General features: G+C 45.9%; 16 protein-coding genes and 1 pseudogene. 8 read left to right on the top strand and 9 right to left on the bottom strand.

Annotation, left to right across the window (positions count from 1 at the left end):
* Window positions 1–24: 24 nt before the first annotated feature.
* The 5 genes and pseudogenes from KUA48_RS09290 to KUA48_RS09270 form a co-directional block, all read right to left on the bottom strand.
* Window positions 25–1,608 (bottom strand): S41 family peptidase, encoded by a 1,584-nt coding sequence (locus KUA48_RS09290; protein ID WP_218433543.1) that lies wholly within the window; start codon window positions 1,606–1,608, stop codon window positions 25–27.
* Window positions 1,609–1,745: 137 nt separating this feature from the next.
* Window positions 1,746–3,755 (bottom strand): DNA topoisomerase IV subunit B, encoded by a 2,010-nt coding sequence (locus KUA48_RS09285; RefSeq protein ID WP_371833693.1) that lies wholly within the window; start codon window positions 3,753–3,755, stop codon window positions 1,746–1,748.
* Window positions 3,756–3,854: 99 nt separating this feature from the next.
* A complete protein-coding gene (locus KUA48_RS09280; RefSeq protein ID WP_153087358.1) occupies window positions 3,855–5,006 on the bottom strand; it encodes an N-acetyltransferase in 1,152 nt (383 codons plus the stop codon).
* A gap of 165 nt (window positions 5,007–5,171) precedes the next feature.
* Window positions 5,172–6,461, bottom strand: coding sequence for an acetylxylan esterase (locus KUA48_RS09275; RefSeq protein WP_153080732.1), 1,290 nt, complete (start codon window positions 6,459–6,461; stop codon window positions 5,172–5,174).
* Between the two features lie 293 nt (window positions 6,462–6,754).
* Window positions 6,755–6,916: pseudogene (locus KUA48_RS09270) on the bottom strand (IS1380 family transposase); the annotation flags it as partial.
* Between the two features lie 149 nt (window positions 6,917–7,065).
* Between KUA48_RS09270 and KUA48_RS09265 the strand changes: the two are divergent.
* Window positions 7,066–8,607, top strand: a complete 1,542-nt coding sequence (locus tag KUA48_RS09265) for a carboxylesterase/lipase family protein (RefSeq protein WP_218433542.1) — start codon at window positions 7,066–7,068, stop codon at window positions 8,605–8,607.
* Between the two features lie 161 nt (window positions 8,608–8,768).
* Here the strand turns inward: KUA48_RS09265 and KUA48_RS09260 are convergent, their stop codons facing one another.
* On the bottom strand, window positions 8,769–10,343 hold the full coding sequence (locus tag KUA48_RS09260; RefSeq protein WP_153080715.1) for a class I SAM-dependent methyltransferase: 1,575 nt from the start codon (window positions 10,341–10,343) through the stop codon (window positions 8,769–8,771).
* A gap of 439 nt (window positions 10,344–10,782) precedes the next feature.
* Between KUA48_RS09260 and KUA48_RS09255 the strand changes: the two genes are divergently transcribed.
* The 3 genes from KUA48_RS09255 (at window position 10,783) to KUA48_RS09245 (ending at window position 13,218) form a co-directional block, all read left to right on the top strand.
* On the top strand, window positions 10,783–11,193 hold the full coding sequence (locus KUA48_RS09255) for a hypothetical protein (protein WP_144021577.1): 411 nt from the start codon (window positions 10,783–10,785) through the stop codon (window positions 11,191–11,193).
* Window positions 11,181–11,528 carry an IS66 family insertion sequence element accessory protein TnpB gene (gene tnpB, locus KUA48_RS09250; protein WP_117588063.1) on the top strand — a complete coding sequence of 116 codons (348 nt, stop codon included), beginning with the start codon at window positions 11,181–11,183 and terminating at the stop codon, window positions 11,526–11,528. The genes KUA48_RS09255 and tnpB overlap by 13 nt, the downstream gene beginning before the upstream one ends.
* A gap of 100 nt (window positions 11,529–11,628) precedes the next feature.
* On the top strand, window positions 11,629–13,218 hold the full coding sequence (locus tag KUA48_RS09245) for an IS66 family transposase (RefSeq protein ID WP_369503212.1): 1,590 nt from the start codon (window positions 11,629–11,631) through the stop codon (window positions 13,216–13,218).
* 413 nt (window positions 13,219–13,631) lie between these two features.
* On the opposite strand, the gene KUA48_RS09240 is transcribed toward KUA48_RS09245, so the two are convergent.
* From KUA48_RS09240 to KUA48_RS09230, 3 genes are read right to left on the bottom strand one after another with little or no spacing between them, the layout of a single operon-like run.
* A complete protein-coding gene (locus KUA48_RS09240) occupies window positions 13,632–14,390 on the bottom strand; it encodes a succinate dehydrogenase/fumarate reductase iron-sulfur subunit (protein ID WP_022120108.1) in 759 nt (252 codons plus the stop codon).
* A gap of 15 nt (window positions 14,391–14,405) precedes the next feature.
* Window positions 14,406–16,388, bottom strand: a complete 1,983-nt coding sequence (locus KUA48_RS09235; protein ID WP_153073137.1) for a fumarate reductase/succinate dehydrogenase flavoprotein subunit — start codon at window positions 16,386–16,388, stop codon at window positions 14,406–14,408.
* Window positions 16,389–16,420: 32 nt separating this feature from the next.
* The gene (locus KUA48_RS09230; RefSeq protein ID WP_118254486.1) at window positions 16,421–17,104 is read right to left on the bottom strand and encodes a succinate dehydrogenase/fumarate reductase cytochrome b subunit; all 684 of its coding nucleotides are present in this window, start codon (window positions 17,102–17,104) and stop codon (window positions 16,421–16,423) included.
* A 231-nt stretch (window positions 17,105–17,335) separates the two neighbouring features.
* Here KUA48_RS09230 and mnmG point away from each other — a divergent pair, with 231 nt between their 5' ends.
* The 4 genes from mnmG to dtd all read left to right on the top strand — a co-directional run bounded on the left by mnmG (window position 17,336) and on the right by dtd (window position 22,538).
* A complete protein-coding gene (gene mnmG / locus KUA48_RS09225) occupies window positions 17,336–19,207 on the top strand; it encodes a tRNA uridine-5-carboxymethylaminomethyl(34) synthesis enzyme MnmG (protein ID WP_218433277.1) in 1,872 nt (623 codons plus the stop codon).
* Window positions 19,208–19,456: 249 nt separating this feature from the next.
* A complete protein-coding gene (locus KUA48_RS09220; protein ID WP_117587136.1) occupies window positions 19,457–19,987 on the top strand; it encodes an adenine phosphoribosyltransferase in 531 nt (176 codons plus the stop codon).
* A gap of 121 nt (window positions 19,988–20,108) precedes the next feature.
* Complete coding sequence (gene uvrC / locus KUA48_RS09215) at window positions 20,109–21,956, top strand: excinuclease ABC subunit UvrC (RefSeq protein ID WP_218433278.1); 1,848 nt, start codon at window positions 20,109–20,111, stop codon at window positions 21,954–21,956.
* 129 nt (window positions 21,957–22,085) lie between these two features.
* Window positions 22,086–22,538, top strand: a complete 453-nt coding sequence (gene dtd, locus KUA48_RS09210; protein WP_117695101.1) for a D-aminoacyl-tRNA deacylase — start codon at window positions 22,086–22,088, stop codon at window positions 22,536–22,538.
* Window positions 22,539–22,572: the final 34 nt, after the last annotated feature.

Here is a 22,572-nt window from a genome sequence, read left to right as displayed (position 1 = left end):
AGTTAACAGCCGTTTTTTCTATAGTTACTTCCCCGTAGTCAGCAGCTGCACGGCTCGCTGAACTATCTCGTTGGTCTCGTTCCAGACCTGGAAGTATTGGCTCATATCCCAGATATCTCTTGCAACAAGGGCTTTCAGCTGCAGGGCGAGGTATTTCTTCGTCTGAATTAATTCAGCCTCATCCTTTGGCTCTATCTTCTCCTTCTTGCCCTCGGCGATAATGCCATCTATCAGCGAAGAAGGAACCTCGTAGGTGGCGAGGAACTTATCGAAATCCTTATACTGGCTCTTCAGCTCCTTACGATGCGCATCGATGAACTTCAGACTGTGGTTGATGACGATACTCTTGGCTGCCAACTGACGGTGCATCTTGGTGTACTTGGTTGTATCCAGCGGAACGAAATAATCTGGCATGATTCCACCACCACCATAAACTACACGATGCTTGCGCAAGGTATAATACTTCAGACTGTCTGAAAGATGGATGCTGTCCTGATTGGTGAACTCGCCATGCTTGTAACGCTTGTCCAAATCCATCGCATAATCCAATCTGTCACCTTTCTTATATGGCTTCTGGATGCATCTGCCGCTAGGCGTATAGTAATGGGCGATGGTGAGACGAATCTCGCTGCCATCATCGAAGGTCAGCGGACGCTGCACCAATCCCTTGCCGAAGGTTCTGCGACCAACCACTACGCCACGGTCCTGATCCTGGATGGCTCCGGAAACAATCTCGGCGGCAGAAGCGGTAAACTCATTGGTGAGCACCACCACCTTGCCATTGCGCCATCTGCCGTTAGCCTGCGCCTTGTATTCCTGGCGAGGCGCTGCACGACCGCTGGTATAAACGATGAGATCGCCCTTCTGCAGGAACTCGTTGGCAATCTGAGCCGCAGCCTGAAGATAGCCTCCACCATTATCCTCAAGGTCGAAGATAAGATCCTTCATTCCCTTCTTTTTCAGCGAATCCATCGCTATTGTTACCTCTTTATGACTGGTAAGACCGAAGCTTCCCAATCGGATGTATCCGATGCCCGAACGAATCATATAAGCCGCATCCATCGTAGTTACCGGAATTTTATCGCGCTTTACCTTGAAGATGAGTTTATCCTTGATGCCACGGCGCACGATGGTAAGGTTCACCGTTGTTCCCTTAGGACCACGAAGGCGCTTCATGATTTCCTCCTTGCTCATCTTGACGCCCGAAATGGCAGTATCGTTTACAGCCACAATGCGGTCGCCGGCAATGATTCCCACCTTCTCAGAAGGTCCGTTCGTAACCGGCTGGATAACGAGCAGCGTATCATCTACCATGTTAAACTGCACGCCAATGCCATCAAAACTGCCGTTCAGCGGCTCGTTCATCGCCTTGGTTTCCTTGGCTGTAGCGTAAGAAGAATGAGGGTCGAGCTTTTCGAGCATACCACGGATGGCGTCCTCTACGAGCTTATTCTCATCCACACTATCCACATAGAGGTTGGTAATGGCGATTTCAGCCCTTCCCAACTTCTCTATCGGGCTGTTCTTGCCCATCTTGATACGCAACTGGGCACTGGCAGAAGTTACTGCCAGGAATGCTACCAGTGCTATGAATAGATATTTCTTCATTTCTTAAAACTTAAAGTTATGAAAGAGAGAAATCCTTCAAGAGTTAACAGGTTAACAGTTAACAGCGCTTTTTTCAATGGTTACCCCCCCGAAAGCACTTGAATTCTTCACTCTTCGTTCTTCACTCTTCACTTCATTTAATCCAGCGGTGCTGAGTCTTCCTCCGGAATATCCTCTTCTATTACCAGATTTTCGATGATGAAGTTCTGGCGCTCCATCGTGTTCTTACCCATATAATATTCCAGCAGCTTCTGCACCTGGTCGGTTTTATGCAGCGTAACCTGCTCCAACCGCATGTCGGGACCGATGAAATGGGCGAATTCATCAGGCGAAATCTCTCCCAATCCTTTGAATCGGGTGATTTCAGGGTCAGGGCCCAAATCGCGAATCGCCTGCTGGCGCTCCTCATCGCTGTAACAGTAATGCGTGATGAAATCGCTCTTTTTCTCCTTGCTTCCCAGTTTCGCATCCGCATCAGCCACCACCTGCTTGTTCTTGATCTTGGTTCGCTTGTTGCGCACTCGGAACAATGGGGTCTGAAGCACGTAGACATGGCCCTTCTTGATGAGATCTGGGAAGAACTGAAGGAAGAAGGTGATGATGAGCAGGCGGATGTGCATTCCGTCGACATCCGCATCGGTTGCCACAATTACCTTGTTGTAACGCAATGAATCCAAGCCGTCCTCTATATCGAGAGCCGCCTGAAGCAGATTGAACTCCTCGTTCTCATAAACCACCTTCTTGGTAAGACCGAAGCTGTTGAGCGGTTTACCACGCAGAGAGAACACCGCCTGGGTATTCACATCGCGGCTCTTGGTGATGCTTCCGCTGGCAGAATCGCCCTCGGTGATGAAGATGGAACTCTCCTCCTTGCGCTCGTTCTTGGCGTCGCTGAAATGGATGCGGCAGTCGCGGAGCTTGCGATTGTGGAGATTCGCCTTCTTGGCACGCTCACGGGCGAGTTTGGTAACGCCCGCCATCGCCTTGCGCTCGCGTTCGCTCTCCTTAATCTTATTCTCCAGAACCTCAGCTACACCCTTGTGGATATGGAGATAGTTGTCTACTTCCTTCTTCAGGAAATCGCCCACATACTTATTGATGGTTTCGCCACCATTCGGCGTCATCGTAGTACTTCCGAGCTTAATCTTGGTCTGACTCTCGAAAACCGGTTCTTCTACGTTGATGGCAATGGCAGCCACCAGTCCGTTTCGGATGTCAGCATACTCATACTTGCCGTAGAACTCCTTGATAGTCTTGGCAATATGCTCCTTGAAGGCACTCTGATGCGTACCTCCCTGGGTGGTGTGCTGACCGTTGACGAAGGAATAATACTCCTCGCCATACTGGTTGGTATGGGTGAAGGCAATCTCGATGTCCTCGCCCTTCATGTGGACGATGTCGTAGAGACCTTCGTTGGTCATATTATCGCTCAGCAAATCCTGCAGACCATGGCGACTCAAGATGCGGCGGCCATTGTGCATGATGGTGAGTCCGGTGTTCAGATAAGTATAGTTGCGGAGCATCGTTTCCACGAAATCATCGTGGAAGGAATAGTTCTTGAAGAGTGTATTATCCGGCTCGAAGAAGATAAAGGTACCGTTCTCGTCCTCAGTATCTTCCGTCATATCGCTCTTCAGAATACCTTTCTCAAACTTCAGATGGCGCACCTTTCCATCGCGGTACGACTTTACTTCGAAATGGGAACTGAGGGCATTGACCGCCTTCACACCCACACCATTCAGACCGACGCTCTTCTTGAACGCCTTGCTGTCGTACTTACCGCCGGTATTCAGCACACTTACAGCCTCAACGAGCTTGCCCTGAGGAATACCACGACCATAGTCGCGCACGCTGACACGCAGATTGTCCTCGATATCGATTTCCAGACGGGCACCTGCACCCATCTTGAATTCATCGATAGAGTTGTCTACCACCTCCTTCAAGAGCACATAAATACCATCTTCCGGCAGATTTCCATCTCCCAGACGGCCGATGTACATACCCGGACGGGTGCGTACATGCTCCATATCGCTCAAGTGGCGGATGTTATCGTCGGTATATTCTACCGGCGGCTGCTCCTGAGGGGCATTGGCAAACTCATCTGCAGCATTCAATTCGCTGTTACCTAAGTTTTTATCTTCAGACATGATTTCCTCCTTAGTTATTCTTATTTATTTTCTTATAACATAGCAAATGATGTTGCAATATTCTGTTTATCAGATCATTGCCAACACAATAATTGCTATTTACTTGATACTCTTAATATAGCAGTTGCGGCGCTTGTGAAGGATTGGATCCAAGACGCCCCATTGTCCCTGCACGGCAGCATTTTCTTCCATTTCTACCTGCGTTTCTCCCCACTCGATTCCATACTTCTGATAGATAGGAATCAGGTCGGCAAAGAGCAGCGCATTGGCACCCTTAGCACGGTATTCCGGCTGGATACCGATGAGCAGAAGGTCGACAATCTTGGTTTTATGGAACTTGATGGCGCGCAGCAGATGCCACCAGCCAAAAGGAAGCAGCCTGCCCCTATGACACTTCTGCAGAGCTCTGGAAAGGGAAGGCATCGTAATACCGATACCTATCATCTTATGATCCTCGGTAGTCCAGTCTTCTATGGCTGTTACAAAGTTCAGGTCGAGCAAAGACAGATACATCTTGATGTACTGGTCTATCTGCTTCTGTGAAAGTTCGGAATAACCATAGAGATGCTTGTATGTATCATTGATGAGGTCGAAAATCTTCTGTCCGTATCCGCCCTGATAAATATCCTTACGGGTAAGTTTGCGGACATGGAGATTGTATCTTTTCTCTATCATCGCTGCTATCTTGGCATATTTCTCCGGGATGGTATCTGGCACCATCAGTTTATACTCTACATACTTATTATCTACGGTAAAGCCCTCCAGAGCCTCGATGTGCTCCGGATAATATGAATAATTATAAATGGTAGGCATGGTGCCTAGCTGGTCAAAGCCCCAGGTAAGCATGCCTTCTGGATCCATATCGGTAAAACCCAGCGGACCTACAATATCTTCCATTCCCTTCTCCTTACCGTATTTCTCTACAGCATCGAGAAGAGCCTTGGAAACCTCGCGGTCGTCAATGAAATCAATCCAGCCGAAACGGACCGACTTCCTGCCCCATTTATTGTTTGCCTTATGATTGATAATGGCAGCGACGCGACCTGCCAGCTTGCCGTCCTTATAGGCAAGAAAATACTCTGCCTCGCAGAACTCGAACGCTGCGTTCTTGTCCTTGCTCAGAGTATTCATGTCGTCGCTGAAAAGATTAGGCACATCATATTCGTTGCCTTCGTAGAGGTCGTAATGGAAGTCGATGAACGTCTTCAAGTCCTTCTTTGTTTCGACCTTTTTAATTTCTATTAATGACATGATTTTCAAACTAGTTTGCAATATTATAAATGCAAAAGTAGCAATATTTTGGCAAATTACCAAATATTGCTACTTTTTTTGCAGTTTTTTAGGGGTTAATTTTTAATTACAGCTCCCAAACTAGCCTATATCACCCATTTACTGGTGGTTTTGGCGGAATCAGTTTTACTTAACGAGATGCTCTTTTATCCAAACCATCTGCTGATAATTTGTATCGGGTGTAGTCCAATGCTCATTGATTGGAGTGAGCAAAGCTTCCTTCTTACATTTCAACGTATTCCAAACAGCATAGCTGGTAGTTGGCGGACAGGTATTATCGTTATATCCCCATGTAAGATAAGTTGGGGCCTTTACCTTGCGGGCAAAATTCACCACATCATAATAAGCCATCGTGTTGAGACAATCCTTGTTCTTCAATATCTCATGATATTTATTGAAGTGAGGATAACCGCCCGTTCTTCCCTTCTCGGCATAAGCAGCCATATCGCTGAGCGCCGGATGATTGGCAACACACTGGGTTACGCGCTTATCTAAACCGGCTGCAATAATAGCCAAGGCTCCACCCTGACTTCCGCCCTGCACAGCCACATTCTTTCCGTCCCATTCTGGGAGAGAGGTTAGGAAATCTATGCAGCGCACCAGTCCCTGATAAACATGCCTCATATAATAACGGTTCTTATCTTCCAATCCATTGGCAAGATAACCACCGTTTGCATCGTTGAATCCCTTGCTTATCTCCTGGAATGTTTCGGCTGGGAGACGTGGGTCGAGACCATGAATCTCTATCTCGAAGCGGATGAATCCGTTCTCGGCGTAATATTTATTGCGCATAGGCTCCTTGATGGTCTTGATGCCGGCTCCAGGAGGTGTGAGAACCACAGGATGGCTACCCTGCTTGGCATTCTTGGGATAGAAGAGGTAGCCGTACATCGCATGACCTTTCTTATCTATCTGAAGCTTTACAAGATAGCAATCTATCTTATCTGTACAATATTCCTTGGCGAGTTCCTTGGTATAGCTCATCGGCACGTTCTTCAGTTCGTCCTTTGCCTGCTGCCAGAAAGCATCGAAATCCTTAGGCTCCTGGGTATAAGGCTGAATCTTATCTACCGAGAATCCTACTTTGATATGATGCTGATAGGTCTTACCATCGAGTTTATAGAATAATCTCAAATCGCGGAAGCCCGGTGTCTTTCGGGTTCCCATGTTCACGATGGCGCGCCCATTCTTCAGCTTGAAGCTTCCTTTCTTGTCAGCCTTCAGCATGTCATCGCCTATTTCATAATTCACCTCGCCGTCACGGGGAATTCCATACTTATAGAAACTTACTTCCACCTTAGCCTGTTCGCCCGTCTTATAGAGCCAGTCGGCATGGTCAGGCACGGTTAGCCAGAGATAATCACTGCGATAGGGATAGTTCTCCGCCTTCACACTTAACACACTCGTCATGTTCATCGCCAGGATAAACAGAAGCGATAAATAGATTGTCCTTAATCTGTTCATAATTTTATAGTTTGTTTTTAAATTATAATATTCAACTATCATATATGAGCGCAAAAGTACAACATTCCATTGAGATAACAAAATGATTTCAAGGATATTTTTGTTCAAGATACCCTCAATAGGCATCTTGAACAAACAAATATCCTTCCCGATAGTTTTAAGCACTGGCGGAAAACTAACATTCTCCAAGGAATCACAATAAGAAAAAGCTCGATCATCTATTCTCTCCAACACTGGCGAGAAATGCGAAGTGTCGGATGAAGCGAGAGATGGTTCATCAAATGAGTAGTGAAATTATGAGGGTGGAGTCGATTACAGAAGACAATATGGTGTCAAATTGCTCCATGACCCGAAAATATTCCTCCAAAAGGAGTGAGTTTCTCAGATTTAATTTGTATCTTTGCCATGTCATATCAGAGTTTTGCTTGTTTTCTTTTCGCAACACTAAGATAAGTGAAAATTCTGATATAGCAAAATCCGGAGTAACTTTTTGTTGCTCAGGCGCCTAAAATGTTTAATTGATAATAGTGTTGCGGAATTAATGGAATAACCAGAAATGAAATTGAAAAGACATCTACTGACAGCCGCCCTGACACTCTTTTGCCTATCGGCAGCTAACGCCCAACTGCTAAGAACAACAGTGGAGCAAGGAGAAATTGAAGGTGTGGAACATGAAGGATTCGCCCTATACAAGGGAATCCCATACGCTGAAGCACCAGTGGGCAACCTCAGATGGAAAGCCCCAGTAAGCAAGAAGCCTTGGAAGGGAGTATTCAAAGCAGATAAATGGGGAGACCGTCCACCACAGCCCATCGACCCTAACCAAAATGGTGGAGAGCAGGGCATGAGCGAGGACTGCCTATACCTCAGTGTGGAAACACCAGCCAAGAGTAAGAATGACAAACTCCCTGTATTTGTGATGATTCATGGAGGAGCCTTTCTTTCTGGCTCCTACAGTGGAACTCAGGAAAGCTTTGTCAAGGAAGGCATCATCTATTGCAGCATAGAATACCGCTTGGGAGCCTTGGGATTCATGGCACATCCAGAGCTGAGTAAGGAATCAGGCAAGAACATATCTGGTAACTATGGCATCCTTGATCAAGTGATGGCCTTAAAATGGATTCACGACAATATCGCTGCCTTCGGTGGAGACCCAGACAAGATTACCATTGCTGGAGAATCTGCCGGTGGTATCTCGGTAAGTATACTATGCGCCTCTCCCCTTGCCAAGGGACTCTTCCGAGGAGCCATCAGCGAAAGTGGTAGCTCCTTCTGGCCTGTGGGTGAAAGCAGAAATGGTAACACAGCCATGCTCACCTCCAAAGCGGCAGAAGCAGGTGGACTTCTCCTTCAAAAGAGACTCAAGGCTAAGAACTTGAAGCAGCTAAGAAAAGTTCCGGCTATGGACATCGTGAAGAATACCGCCTTTGAGTCTTTTTGGCCGAACGTTGACGGCTACTCCATCACCGATGACCAGTATAAGCTCTATGAAAAGGGAAGCTACAATGATGTAAATGTCATCATAGGAACCAACAGCGACGAAGGAAGTATGTTTAGCCACCCTGTCAGTGTAAGTGACTATGAGAAAAGAATCCATGAGATATATGGAAGTTGGGCAGACCAGGTTCTCAGTCTCTATCCTGCCAAGACAGAGGAAGAAACCTACTTCGCTCAATCCGACATTTTCCGTGATGGCTCCTTTGCATGGGGAACGTATGCCTGGGCTAACCTGCAGAGCAAGACCGGCAAGGGCAAGGTGTATATGTATTACTTTGACCAAGACTCTGAGAACACCATCGTGAAAAGCCGCAAGGGAGGAGCCAGCCATGTGGCAGAGATGCCATTCATCTATGGCTATAAGTTTGGCTCTGGAAAGATGACCGAGACGGAGCAGCACATGGAACAAATCATGTCACGCTACTGGATCAACTTTACCAAGACTGGCAATCCAAATGGGGATAGCCTTCCTTTCTGGACTAGCTACCAGGAAGGTAAACCAACGGTGATGATTATGAAGGAAGGACTGCATTTGGGTCCTGTTCAAAATCAAAAGCAAATGGACTTCTTCGAGAAGTTCTTCAAGGAAAAAAGAAAATAATACGTCAAGTTCCAAGTGGCATTTCTCCCACTTGGAACTTTTTCATTAAAGAGATAAAACGCCACTGTGGCAGCACACCTCACCTATTTTTTTCTCTATCAAGCTGTTGCTGATATATTTTTCTTTTCAGACCTTTACATTTTACACATTTTCGAGGTTTTCTAAGCTTTCTCCGTTATCATCAGCACATGACTTTCGTCGCTCAATGTGGTGGCGAAGATATAGGTTTCGCCACCATCCTTCAGCTTCAATCGCTTGCGTAATTCTGCTACGGAAAGGGGGAAGTTGCGGGTAGCGATGTTTGCCTTGGTGATTCCTGACAGATGACGCTTCAACTCCTTTTTATTAAAGGAGGATACGACGATGATGCGGAAACTTCTGCCGGGGAAGACAGCGATAGGCTCACGGCTCACGAAAAGATGACTGTTCTTGGAAAGCATTCTGGCTCCATATCGCTCAGATAAGACGCTGAAACAGCCGGCTTTCATCAACGAGGCATTCGGCTCGTAAAGATACAGCATCTCTTCAAGGGTGGATGGGGCTATCTTCACCGAAGAAGACTCCATATCCAACTCATCGCAGACGAAGGATTGCGCATCGTTGATGCAATAAATACGGAGATTCCCGGCATGTTTTACTTCTCCATCTGTTCCTTCTGCTCCATCTATTTCATCTTCTCCACTTTCTCCATCTGCCGATGAAGCCCTCATATCGTCCATATTTCGCGCTGAGAGCACTAAAAGGAGTTCCTTACACTCATTATTCACGGAGATGATATGAACCTCTTGTACGCAGTTTAATTCGCTTACCGCACGGTGCCAGTCAAGCATCGGAGAGAGTTTGATGATGACGTAATCTGCCTTCGAAAGCATTTCTTCCTGCAAAAGGGTTACATCGGGCGTACAATCTTTCAAGGATACTACCTTGTTGCCCGCATCGTCTCTACGAGCAGGATCGATGAAGATCAGCTTAAGACCAAGGTTGGTCTTAAGTAATGACTGAGACTGATCTTCAGTTATGCCTAAAGAATCTGATGCAGCAGCCTCTTTCTTTGAAGCAAAAGAATGCAGAACCTCTATTCCGTCTCCATTCTTCACGATGGCATTCTTCAAACCCAACCGCCCAAAGTTTTCCTTCGCTGCTTCACAGAGATGAGCCTGACGCTCCACATACATCGACTTCACGTCCAATCGGGAAGCGATGTAAGAGAAGTCTACTCCGAAACCGCCGGTCAGGTCAACAAACCCGATTTCTTCAGAAAAATCTCCTTCATAAGGTTCTTCTTTTATTTCATTAACATTCTCTTCTGATTCTGTTAATATCTGTTGCTTTTTGCAAGTAGCTTCATTTTTGGCGAATTCTGAATCAACTGCCCCTTTGCCGGCAAATTCGCAAATTTCAGAAAGATGAAGATTTGAGGCGTTTTCGCTCTCCTTCTCCTTTTCTTCTCCGTTTTCGGATGATGAAGGAGACAAACCGAGCAGTCGGGCAGCGAGTTCAGCCTTATAAAGTGCCGTTTGCTCTGACGAACATTGCTCCATCGAAATATGAGGGGGATAGATGATGCCATCAATGCTTGCCCAACGGGGCAGTTTCACACGAGCCATCTTTCGCCCGCGAATCTGGTCGAGAGCGAAAGGCATATCTACCTCGGGATACTTGCTGCCGAGGAAAGCCAACTGGCGAACATCATCGTCCTGATGCTGGCGGATAAAATCGAGCGTTGCTTGGTTCATTATTTCTGTTGAGTGATTCGTCATTACATTACTTATTCTTAATAACCGCAAAATTACGATATTCTGATGAGATTACAAAATATTTCTCAGAATATCTGATATTTTATATTGGGATGCACCGAAAACAGGATGCTCTCGGCTATAATCTACCCTTTTTCCTGGCTATATGATTCTAACAGCAGGTATAAATAAATACATAACTATCGGAGACAGAACAACTGACTAGGAAAAACAGAAGGCTGGCAGAAGAAAAACAGCATACTGGCAAAAGGCAAACAGCCGACTAGCGCAACAGAGGCTAGTCGGCTGTTCCTGTATAACAGTTTGCCAAACATCCTTTCTCTTATTTCAAGAGAAGGTAAGCGGCTCCGCGTTTATACCTTGCCCTTTATCGTAAAAGTTCTTACCTTTGCACCATAATTTTAAAAGCAACGAAATTATGAGAGCAACAGAACGTTATGAGAGGGCATGGAATGCCTTCCAGATTCATTTGAATCATAATCCAAAAGCCAGTTTGATTCCTTTTTTAAAGGAACGGCATGTAAACCATCGCTCGATGCATAGATGGATGTCAGAGAAAGGTTATTCTGTTAGGTTAGCCAAACAGCAGATTCGTCTGCTTCAGGCCGAAGCCCGTAAGGAATGTTCCGAAGCAACAGCCAAGGACACTGGGATGATGTTCCTTCCCATGGAAATGCCATCCGATTCCGTCTGCCCGGAAAATTATCTTTTCGGCATAACCTTAACCTTTCCCAATGGAACGATAGTCACCATCAAGAAAGGTAGTGCCAAATCAGTCATGCATCTGATGAAACTTTACGAGAAGGAGGACTTGCTATGTTTGGATTAAACGAAAACACCCAGTATTACGTCTGCCAGCGATATGTCCGAATGAACATGGGCATAAATGGCCTGTACCAGATTGTGAGGACGGAGATGGAGCTGCCGCCACTCGGTGGTGCCGTCTTCATCTTCTTCTCCAAGAACCGCCAGCAGGTAAAAATGCTAAAATGGGATGGCGACGGTTTCTTGCTGTATCAGAAGCGACTGGAGCGAGGAACCTTTGAATTACCATTCTTTGATCCCCAAAGCAAACAATGCAAAATGCCGTACAAGACGCTATCTGCCATCATGAGCGGAATTTGCCTGAAAAGTATGAGATATAGGAAACGGCTTAATCTATAGGCGCATAAGATTATATTTAATGAACTGTGTATCAATAAGATAGAAAAATAAATATCTAAAAATCCTTGCATATCTCGATATTTTTTCGTACCTTTGCACTATGAAAAAGGACGAAATTATAGTACTTTTAAAGAAACAGCTTCAGCTTGCAAACGAACAGCTTCAGCAAGCTAATGCTACGGTGAGTTCATTGACTACACAGGTCAACGAACTCATTGAACGTATAAAGTCATTAGAAGAATTACTCGTCCAGAAAGGAATCGCCATTGACAAAGCGAATCGTCAGAACAAGGCACTCGGCAAGCTCGTTTCAGGCAAGAAGTCCGAACGTCAGGAAAAGAATCCACAAGACTCGATGACCCAGGAGGAATTTGACAAGAAGAAAACAGAGCAGGCCGAAAAGAGAAAGGCACGCAAAAACAACGGAGCCAAGCGTGACATGCATTACGAGATGAAAGAGGTGCATGTTACGATAGATCCAGTCATGGATGCAGAGTTTTTGAAGACGTTGCGTCTCTTCGGAACTCGTACCTGTATACGTTACAGCATGGAACCCATCAAATTCATCAAGACCGTGTATCACATCAACACTTATACTGATGGAAGTATCATGTATCCGGGGAAAACTCCGCCGGCTCTGTTGTTGAATTCTTCCTATTCACCTTCCTTTGCAGCAGGACTCCTGCAGATGCGATACATCTATTCCATGCCGGTAGAGCGAATCATCAAATACTTTGCCGACAATGGGTTTACGTTAAGGAAAGCCACGGCAAACAAACTGATTGCCAGAAGTGCCGATGTACTGGAAAACTTCTATAAGGCTATCTGCCAAGTAGTGTTGCAGCAGGATTATGTCTCGGCAGACGAGACATACCATAAAGTGCTGTTAGCCAAGACAAAGCCTACGGACAAGGGTTCGAAGAAAGGCTACTTCTGGGCTGTAAGTGCGCCTAAACTGGGACTTGTCTTCTTCGTATATGAGGATGGATCACGCTCTGAGCAGGTCATACTTAACATATTCTCTGATTATAAAGGTACCATACAGAGTGATGCATATGCTCCTTACCGGAAACTGGAGTCGGATGCTTATCCTGACATTATGAGAATCGCCTGCCTGCAGCATGTCAAGAGAGATTTCATCGACTGCGGCAAGGAAGACAAGGATGCTCAGGAGGTCGTAGATATCCTCAACAGATTTTATCGAGAAGACAAAAAACATAAGGTTGGGGTAAATGGATGGACCGTTGAAGACCATCTAGCCTATCGGCAGTCATATGCACCGGACATTTTGCAGGATTTATTGGAGAAACTGGAGGAAATATCTTCCAGGAAAGATTTGCTGCCCAAGTCTACCTTGGCGCAGGCGGTCGGCTATGCCCTTAATGAATATAATGCCATTTGTGACATCTTCAAAAGAGGTGATACGGCTCTCGATAACAACTACATTGAGAGAATCCAGAGATACATATCACTATCAAGAAGAAACTCAATGTTCTTTGGTTCGCACGAAGGAGCAAGCCGGGCGGCTATCCTATATTCTATCGCAATCTCATGCAGGCTGAATGGCATTAATCTGTTTGAATACATATGCGACGTAATAGAAAAGACTGTAGAATGGCAACCCAATACCCCATTAGAAAAATATAGAGACTTACTTCCTGACCGATGGAAAAAGCAGCAACAGCATTAATTTAATCAGCTGTTACTGCTTTTTTTTGAATTATGCAAGGTATAAACGCGGAGCCGCTTACAAGAGAAGCACGGTTGGCAGGAATATCGCAATCAGCTCTTCACTCTTCACCTTCCCAACATAAAGAGCTGAAACACAACGCATTATATAGGTGAAGAGATTTCCGGCACTCTTCACCCACTCTTCACCTTTTACGATTTTGGGAAAGGTATAAACGCAGAGCCGCTTAGCTGTCAACAGCCTAAAAAGGTGAAGGGCGGGTGAAGAGTAAAAAAACACTCTTCACCCGCCCAACTTTCTATCCTTCAACTACTTACACCCAAAAGGTGAAGAGTGAAGAGTTGTTGGGAATTTTCTCTCGCATCCGTAAAGATGCAGAGAGAAAATTCCGGTGTCTCAAAAGAAACGATGGATTAGTCAGCCAACTTAGCCTTCAAGAACTCACGGTTCAAGCGGGCGATGTTAGCGATAGACTCGTTCTTAGGACAAACAGCCTCGCAAGCACGAGTGTTTGTACAGTTACCGAATCCGAGCTCATCCATGCGTGCAATCATCTTCTTAGCACGGGCAGCAGCCTCTACACGACCCTGTGGGAGAAGTGCCAGCTGGCTAACCTTTGAGCTGACGAAGAGCATAGCAGAACCATTCTTACATGCAGCAACACAAGCACCGCAACCGATACATGTAGCGCAATCCATTGCCTCGTCTGCATTCTCCTTAGGAATCAGGATAGCGTTGGCATCCTGAGCCTGACCTGTACGAATGCTGGTGTAACCACCTGCCTGGATGATCTTGTCGAATGCTGAACGGTCTACCATACAGTCCTTGATGATAGGGAAACCAGCAGAACGCCAAGGCTCAACGGTGATAACATCGCCATCGTTGAAACGACGCATGTAGAGCTGACATGTTGTAGCACCACGCTCAGTCTTACCGTGAGGTGTACCATTAATATAGAGAGAGCACATACCGCAGATACCCTCGCGGCAGTCGTGGTCGAAGACGAAAGGCTCCTGACCTGACTCGATGAGCTCCTCGTTCAAGATGTCGAGCATCTCGAGGAATGAAGTATCATCTGGGATGTTCTTCATCTCATGTGTATCGAAGTGACCCTGTGCTGTAGGACCGTCCTGCTTCCAATACTTAACTGTGAAACTTATATTTCTTGCCATTGTCTTGTTCGCTTTTTAATTCTTGTAATTTCTTGTCTGTACCTTAATTGCCTCATACTCGAGAGGTTCCTTGTTGAGCACTGGAGCAGTTGTATCATTGCCCTGATACTCCCAGCAACCTACGTAGAAGAAGTGCTCATCATCACGCTTAGCCTCGCCTTCCTCTGTCTGGTACTCCTCACGGAAGTGACCACCACAGCTCTCATTGCGGTGCAATGCATCGTAAGCGATCAACTCGCCCATCAAGATGAAGTCACGCAAGTGGATAGCCTTATCCAACTCTACGTTCAAGCCTTCCTTCTTGCCAGGGATGAAGAGGTTCTTGTTGAATTCCTCGCGCAGAGCCTTCATCTTCTTCAAGCCTTCCTCAAGACCTTCCTTGGTACGACCCATACCTACGTGCTCCCAAAGGATGTGACCCAACTCCTTGTGGATAGAATCTACAGAGCGCTTGCCCTGGATACCCATCAGGCGGTCGATTTCCTTCTGAACACCTGCCTCTGCCTCTGCGAACTCTGGGAGATCGGTAGAGAGCTTTGGCCACAATGCCTGGTCGGCCAAGTAGTTCTGGATAGTGTATGGCAATACGAAGTAACCGTCAGCCAAACCCTGCATCAAAGCAGATGCACCAAGACGGTTAGCACCGTGGTCAGAGAAGTTACACTCACCAATAGCGAAGAGACCTGGGATAGTAGTCATCAACTCGTAGTCAACCCAGATACCACCCATTGTATAGTGGATAGCAGGGAAGATCATCATTGGGTTGTAGTACTTCACGCCGTTAATCTCGTTAGCCAACTCACCTGGGTTAACGTCGGTAATCTCCTCATACATATCAAAGAGGTTGCCATAACGCTGCAGGATAACGTCGATACCGAGACGGTTGATAGACTCAGAGAAGTCGAGGAATACGGCAAGACCTGTGTTGTTGACACCGAAGCCCTTGTCGCAACGCTCCTTAGCTGCACGAGAAGCCACGTCACGAGGAACCAGGTTACCGAATGCTGGGTAACGGCGCTCCAAGTAGTAGTCGCGGTCTTCCTCAGGAATATCAGAACCCTTCTTTGTACCAGCCTGCAATGCCTTAGCATCCTCAATCTTCTTAGGAACCCAGATACGACCATCGTTACGGAGTGACTCTGACATCAAAGTCAACTTACTCTGGTTTGTACCGTGAACAGGGATACATGTAGGGTGAATCTGAACGTAAGATGGGTTAGCGAAGTCAGCACCCTTGCGGTAGCACTGGATAGCTGCTGTACAGTTACAACCCATAGCGTTTGTAGAAAGGAAGTAAGCGTTACCATAACCACCGGTAGCGATAACTACGGCGTTGGCAGAGAAACGCTCCAACTTACCTGTAATCAAATTCTTGGCGATGATACCACGAGCGTGACCGTCAACGATCACAATATCCTCCATCTCGTAACGGGTGAAGAGCTTAACCTTACCTGCCTCAACCATGCGGCTCAAAGAAGAGTAAGCACCGAGGAGAAGCTGCTGACCTGTCTGACCCTTAGCATAGAATGTACGAGAAACCTGAGCACCACCGAAAGAACGGTTAGCCAGCATACCACCGTACTCACGAGCGAAAGGAACGCCCTGAGCTACGCACTGGTCGATGATATCGTTGCTCACCTCAGCCAAACGGTAAACGTTAGCCTCACGAGCACGGTAGTCACCACCCTTTACAGTATCGTAGAACAGACGGTAAACAGAGTCACCATCATTCTGATAATTCTTAGCTGCATTGATACCACCCTGTGCTGCGATAGAGTGAGCACGACGTGGAGAGTCCTGGATGCAGAAGTTCAAGATATTGAAGCCCATCTCGCCGAGAGAAGCAGCAGCAGAAGCACCTGCCAAACCTGTACCTACAACGATAACGTCGAGCTTTAACTTATTCTTTGGGTTAACCAAACGCTGGTGAGCCTTATAGTTGGTCCACTTCTCAGCAACTGGTCCTTCAGGTATTCTAGAATTTAATGTTTTTGCCATAATCTTTTTTAATACTTAAATGATTACACGAATTATGCGCAGCACAAAGATGGAGCGCAACCGAAAGCGAATGCCAATACAACTACGATGAAGAGGAGAAGCAGGATGGTAGAGTAAATCATACCGATCATCTTCCAACGGCAGAACCAAGTCTTACCGCTCCAACCGAGAGTCTGAATAGCACTCCAGAAACCGTGAGTGAGGTGGAACCAAAGAGCTACCAACCAGATAAGGTAGAGAACTACGAATACTGGGTTAGCGAAGGTGTCCTGAATGAATGCGAAGCCATCTGATGGGCTGTGGCCGAAGCTTGTACCCAAGAATTCAGCAAACATCATGTTGTACCAGAAATTGAAGAGGTGAAGCAACAAACCGAGAACGATGATGATACCGAGCACCAACATGTTCTGGCTAGCCCACTCTACCTTCTCTGGCTTTGCTGTTACCTCGTAACGCTGGTTACCGCGAGCACGACGGTTCTGTGCTGTCAGGATGAAAGCGTAAACGATGTGACAAACTGCCAAAGCTGCCAAACCCAAAGTTGCAACTACGGCGTACCAGTTAGCACCCAACAATTCGCAGATTGTGTTGTAAGCTTCTCCAGAGAAAAGCGCAACAACATTCATGCAACCGTGGAATGTCAAGAATAGAATAAGAGCGATACCAGTTACTGACATCACTACTTTTCTACCAATAGATGAATTGATTAACCACATAAATGATTGAAATTTAATTATTTAACTGTTTGAAACTAATTTATATTCCACACTTTTCGTCCCTGCAATACCTATTTTTTGGCATTCTGCAATCCTCATTTCTAGGTATATTTTCGCAAGTCTGCTGCAAAATTACTATATTTTAATGATTTATCAAAGTATTTTTGCTAAAATTTCGATTTTATTTCTTACTTTTGCCGAAAATTAGAAAAAATATAGATTAAACGAAGTATGAAATTCAATTATGACGTGCTCGTTATCGGTGGAGGACATGCCGGATGCGAGGCTGCTGCAGCCTCTGCAAACATGGGTGCCAAAACCTGTTTGATAACGATGGATATGAACAAGATTGGACAGATGAGTTGCAACCCCGCCATCGGAGGTATTGCCAAGGGACAGATTGTGCGCGAAATCGATGCATTGGGCGGACAGATGGGTATCGTAACGGATAAAACCGCCATCCAGTTCCGAATGCTCAACATCGGCAAGGGGCCTGCCGTATGGAGCCCCCGTGCCCAATGCGACAGAGGAAAGTTTATCTGGGAATGGAGAACCACCCTCGACCATACTGACAACCTCGACATCTGGCAAGACCAGGCTGACGAACTGCTCGTAGCTAACGGAGAAGCCATCGGCGTAAAAACCATCTGGGGAGCCGAATTCTATGCCAAGAGCATCATCATCACCGCAGGAACATTCCTCAACGGACTGATGCATGTAGGAAGAAAGATGGTTGAAGGCGGAAGATGCGCCGAACCTGCCGTACACAACTTTACGGAGAGCATCACCCGATGGGGCATCACCACAGCCAGAATGAAAACCGGGACTCCGGTCAGAATTGACAAAAGAAGTGTTCATTTCGAAGATATGGAAGAACAGCCGGGCGACAGCGATTTCCACCAGTTCTCTTACATGGGAGAACATCGGGTTCTGAAACAATTGCCTTGCTGGACTTGCTACACCAACAAGAAGGTACACGAAACTTTAAAAAGCGGTCTCGCTGACTCACCTTTATATAATGGTCAGATTCAGAGTACCGGTCCACGTTACTGTCCGAGTATAGAAACAAAGCTCGTCACCTTCCCCGACAAAGATCAGCATCCGCTCTTCCTGGAACCGGAAGGCGAAGATACGAACGAGATGTATCTGAACGGTTTTTCTTCGAGCATGCCGATGGATATCCAGCTGAATGCACTTCACGAGATTCCTGCTTTGAGAGATGCCAAGATTTACAGACCGGGATACGCCATCGAATACGATTACTTCGACCCTACCCAACTCAAACACTCACTGGAGTCGAAAATCATCAAAGGTCTCTTCTTTGCCGGACAGGTGAACGGAACCACCGGTTATGAGGAAGCAGGAGGACAGGGAACCGTGGCCGGAATCAACGCAGCCTTGCATTGTGTTGGCGACAAAACATTCGAGATGAACCGCGATGAGAGTTATATCGGGGTACTCATCGATGATCTCACCACAAAGGGAGTTGACGAACCATACCGTATGTTTACCTCCAGAGCCGAATACCGCATTCTGCTCCGCCAGGACGATGCCGATGCCCGACTCACCGAAAAAGCATACGAACTCGGAATTGCCAAGCGCGACCGTTACGACTGGTGGATAGAGAAAAAAGAAGCCATCGGAAGAATCATCGAATTCTGCGCCAACTATCCTATCAAGAAGGATGAGATAAATCCAAAACTGGAGGCACTCGGCACTACTCCACTTCGCGCCGGCTGCAAGCTCATCGACCTCATCGCTCGTCCGCATCTGAATCTCACGAATCTTTCGGAGATTATTCCGGACCTGAAGGCTGCACTGGAAACACCAGCTAACCGAAAGGAAGAGATAACGGAAGCTGCAGAAATCAAGATGAAGTACAAAGGTTACATCGAACGAGAGCGTCTCATTGCCGAGAAGATGCACCGTTTGGAGGACATCAAAATCAAGGGCCGTTTCAACTATTCCGAGCTCCACGAAATCTCCACAGAAGGACGCCAGAAACTCGAGCGCATCGACCCGGAAACTTTGGCACAGGCAAGCCGAATTCCGGGCGTATCACCAAGCGATATCAACGTGATGCTTGTATTACTCGGAAGATAAGCCGTTTCACAGCGAAGCACAAGGGAATTTCCAATGTTTCACGTGAAACAGACTATCAACAAAACATTTGATGCTCAACCGCTTAAGAAAGGTTGCATCAAGTGTTTTGCGGTTAAAGTAAAACTTCAGTAATTCGTGAAACAAAAGCGGATAAAATCGAGTAAAAGGCAAAAATAAACGGGCAAAAAGCCCATAAAAAGGAACAAGAAAAAAGAACAAAATAAGTATCAATTTAAAGCATAAAAAGTAATGAACAATCAGCTATTATTAGACAATCTGCGTTGCATTCCAGATTGGCCAATCAAGGGTGTGAACTTCCGCGACGTTTCAACCCTTTTCAAGAATCCTGCATCTTTAAAAGAGATCAGCGATGAGATGTATGAACTCTACAAAGACAAAGGAATCACCAAGATTGTAGGCATCGAATCACGCGGTTTCGTAATGTCTTCAGCCCTCGCAATACGTCTCGGAGCCGGTGTAGTTTTATGCCGCAAACCAGGCAAACTTCCATGCAAAACCGTACAGGAAAGTTATGCTAAGGAATATGGTATCGACACCATCGAAATCCACGAAGATGCCATCAACGAGAACGACATCGTACTCCTCCACGATGACCTCCTCGCTACTGGCGGAACCATGAAAGCAGCATGCGACCTGGTAAAGAAATTCCATCCGAAAAAGGTATATGCCAACTTCATCATTGAACTCGTAAACGAGAATTTCGAAGGCAGAAACTCCTTTGATCCAGACGTTGAAGTAACTACTTTATTACAGTTATAAGCTGCAAAAAGACTGCAAGAAATACTGCGAGAATGCAGCAAGGAAGCAGTAAAAGACACTAGAGCGTTGCCGTTTCACGTGAAACAGTAGCGCTCGTTTTCCCTTTAAAAACAAGTAAAATATGACGAAACAAGAGAATGAGGAGCGCTTGGCAAGGCTTAAAAACATCGTTTTAAGTATGCCGGAAAAGCCAGGAAGCTACCAATATTACGACGAAAATCATACGATTATATATGTGGGAAAGGCGAAAAATCTGAAGAGAAGAGTATCTTCCTACTTCCATAAAGAGGTAGACAGATACAAGACAAAGGTGCTTGTTTCTAAGATTCACGACATATCTTATACGGTCGTAAACACAGAAGAAGACGCACTTTTGCTCGAAAACAGCCTGATCAAAAAGTATAATCCAAGATACAATGTCCTGCTGAAAGACGGCAAGACATACCCCTCTATATGCGTAACAAACGAGTATTTTCCACGCATTTTCAAGACTCGTCATATCAATAAAAAAGTGGGAACCTTCTTCGGTCCTTACCCTCATATCGGCAGCATGTATGCCGTTTTAGAGGTCATCAAGAAGCTTTATAAGCCCCGCACCTGCAGAATGCCTATCACCAGAGAAGGCGTTGCAGAAGGCAGATACAAGCCGTGTCTGGAGTATCATATCCACAACTGCGGAGCACCCTGCATCAACAAGCAGAGCTATGAGGAATATCAGGAAAACATGCGCCAGGCACGTGAAATTCTGAAGGGAAACACGCGGGAAGTAAGCAAATATCTCTACGATTTGATGATGAAAAATGCCGAACTTCTTCGCTTTGAAATAGCTGAAGAATATAAGAAAAAGTACCAATTACTGGATGAATTTGAGGCAAAAAGCGAGGTAGTAAGCCATACCATTACAGATGTAGATGTCTTCACCATCGTAAATGATGATGCCAACAAAAACGCCTTCATCAACTATATTCACGTAAAAAACGGCACCATCAACCAGAGCTTCACATACGAATATAAACGTAAACTGGAGGAGAGCGATGAGGAACTTCTGATTACAGCCATTCCGGAAATCAGAGAGCGTTTCCACTCCACATCGAAGGAGATAATCGTGCCCTTCGAAATGGAATGGAAGCTGAAAGATGCAACCTTCTTCGTACCCCAAAGAGGAGACAAAAAGCACCTTCTGGAGCTGTCGGAAATGAACTGCAAGCAGTATAAATTCGACCGTCTGAAGCAGGCAGAAAAGCTCAATCCGGAGCAGAAACAGACCCGATTGATGAAGGAATTACAAGCAAAACTGAAGCTTCCAAAGCTGCCGTATCAGATAGAATGTTTTGATAATTCCAACATATCCGGTACTGATGCCGTGGCAGGTTGCATCGTATATAAAGGTATGAAACCATCCAGAAAAGACTACCGTAAATACAACATCAAAACGGTGGAAGGACCTGATGATTACGCATCCATGCAAGAGGTGGTAAGACGCCGGTACAGTCGCATGATAGAGGAAGAAACTGCACTTCCTGACCTCATTATTACCGATGGCGGAAAGGGTCAGATGGACGTAGTAAGAGAGGTTATTGTTGACGAATTACACCTGGATATTCCTATCGTAGGACTGGCCAAAGACGACCATCACCGCACCAACGAACTTCTCTTCGGATTCCCTCCTCAAACCATCGCCCTACCACCCGAAAGTGAACTGTTCAAGGTGCTGACACAGATACAGGATGAGGTGCACAGATACGCCATCACCTTCCATCGCGACAAGCGCAGCAAACATGCTCTTCACTCAGAATTAGACGATATCAAAGGCATCGGTCCAAAGGCTAAAGAAGCCCTTCTGAGCAAGTTTAAGAGCGTGAAAAAGATGAAAGAAGCATCCTTTGAACAACTTTCAGAAGTATTAGGCCCTCATAAGGCAGAAATTCTTTCAAAATATTTCGAAGAAAAAGGCGAGAATATGAAATAAAAGTTGTATATTTGCAGTTCAAACTATACTATTATTAATAATAAGAAGAAGAACAGAACCGAAGCAAGCATTCCACAAATGCTATTCATAAAGTTCTATGTTCAACATTCAAAGTTCAAAAGTAGTAATATGAGAATCGTAATACAGCGTGTCTCTCACGCCTCAGTAACCATCGAAGGAGAGGTTAAATCTGCCATCAGACAAGGCTATCTGATCCTTCTGGGAATAGAGGAAAGCGACACTTCAGAAGATGTAGACTGGCTGGTCAGAAAGGTAATCGGACTCCGTGTTTTCGACGACGAAAACCATGTTATGAACCGCTCTATCATGGATATAAATGGTGAGATTCTGGTCATCAGCCAGTTCACCCTATTCGCCAGCTACAAGAAAGGAAACCGCCCAAGCTGGCTCAGAGCAGCCAAGCACGAAATCAGCGTTCCACTCTATGAGGAGTTCTGCAAAAAGCTATCCGATGCACTCGGAAAGCCAGTAGGAACAGGCGAATTTGGTGCCGATATGAAGGTAGATTTACTGAACGATGGACCGGTAACCATCATGATGGATACTCACAACAAGGAATAATGCCCTACCCTGAAAGAAAGGCATCTTTCCCCAT

The organism is Segatella copri, from assembly GCF_019249795.2.
In the GTDB taxonomy this organism is placed as follows: domain Bacteria; phylum Bacteroidota; class Bacteroidia; order Bacteroidales; family Bacteroidaceae; genus Prevotella; species Prevotella copri_B.
This window is presented reverse-complemented; position numbering and strand designations above follow the sequence as displayed.

What these genes read in the sequence shown, in the direction of transcription:
- KUA48_RS09245 (WP_369503212.1), top strand. Translation starts at nt 11,629, where the DNA reads ATGAAAAAGGACGAAATTATAGTACTTTTAAAGAAACAGCTTCAGCTT.
- dtd (WP_117695101.1), top strand. Translation starts at nt 22,086, where the DNA reads ATGAGAATCGTAATACAGCGTGTCTCTCACGCCTCAGTAACCATCGAA.
- KUA48_RS09265 (WP_218433542.1), top strand. Translation starts at nt 7,066, where the DNA reads ATGAAATTGAAAAGACATCTACTGACAGCCGCCCTGACACTCTTTTGC.
- KUA48_RS09280 (WP_153087358.1), bottom strand. Translation starts at nt 5,006, where the DNA reads ATGTCATTAATAGAAATTAAAAAGGTCGAAACAAAGAAGGACTTGAAG.
- tnpB (WP_117588063.1), top strand. Translation starts at nt 11,181, where the DNA reads ATGTTTGGATTAAACGAAAACACCCAGTATTACGTCTGCCAGCGATAT.
- KUA48_RS09255 (WP_144021577.1), top strand. Translation starts at nt 10,783, where the DNA reads ATGAGAGCAACAGAACGTTATGAGAGGGCATGGAATGCCTTCCAGATT.
- KUA48_RS09275 (WP_153080732.1), bottom strand. Translation starts at nt 6,461, where the DNA reads ATGAACATGACGAGTGTGTTAAGTGTGAAGGCGGAGAACTATCCCTAT.
- KUA48_RS09285 (WP_371833693.1), bottom strand. Translation starts at nt 3,755, where the DNA reads ATGTCTGAAGATAAAAACTTAGGTAACAGCGAATTGAATGCTGCAGAT.
- KUA48_RS09220 (WP_117587136.1), top strand. Translation starts at nt 19,457, where the DNA reads ATGAACAATCAGCTATTATTAGACAATCTGCGTTGCATTCCAGATTGG.
- mnmG (WP_218433277.1), top strand. Translation starts at nt 17,336, where the DNA reads ATGAAATTCAATTATGACGTGCTCGTTATCGGTGGAGGACATGCCGGA.
- uvrC (WP_218433278.1), top strand. Translation starts at nt 20,109, where the DNA reads ATGACGAAACAAGAGAATGAGGAGCGCTTGGCAAGGCTTAAAAACATC.
- KUA48_RS09260 (WP_153080715.1), bottom strand. Translation starts at nt 10,343, where the DNA reads ATGAACCAAGCAACGCTCGATTTTATCCGCCAGCATCAGGACGATGAT.
- KUA48_RS09230 (WP_118254486.1), bottom strand. Translation starts at nt 17,104, where the DNA reads ATGTGGTTAATCAATTCATCTATTGGTAGAAAAGTAGTGATGTCAGTA.
- KUA48_RS09290 (WP_218433543.1), bottom strand. Translation starts at nt 1,608, where the DNA reads ATGAAGAAATATCTATTCATAGCACTGGTAGCATTCCTGGCAGTAACT.
- KUA48_RS09235 (WP_153073137.1), bottom strand. Translation starts at nt 16,388, where the DNA reads ATGGCAAAAACATTAAATTCTAGAATACCTGAAGGACCAGTTGCTGAG.
- KUA48_RS09240 (WP_022120108.1), bottom strand. Translation starts at nt 14,390, where the DNA reads ATGGCAAGAAATATAAGTTTCACAGTTAAGTATTGGAAGCAGGACGGT.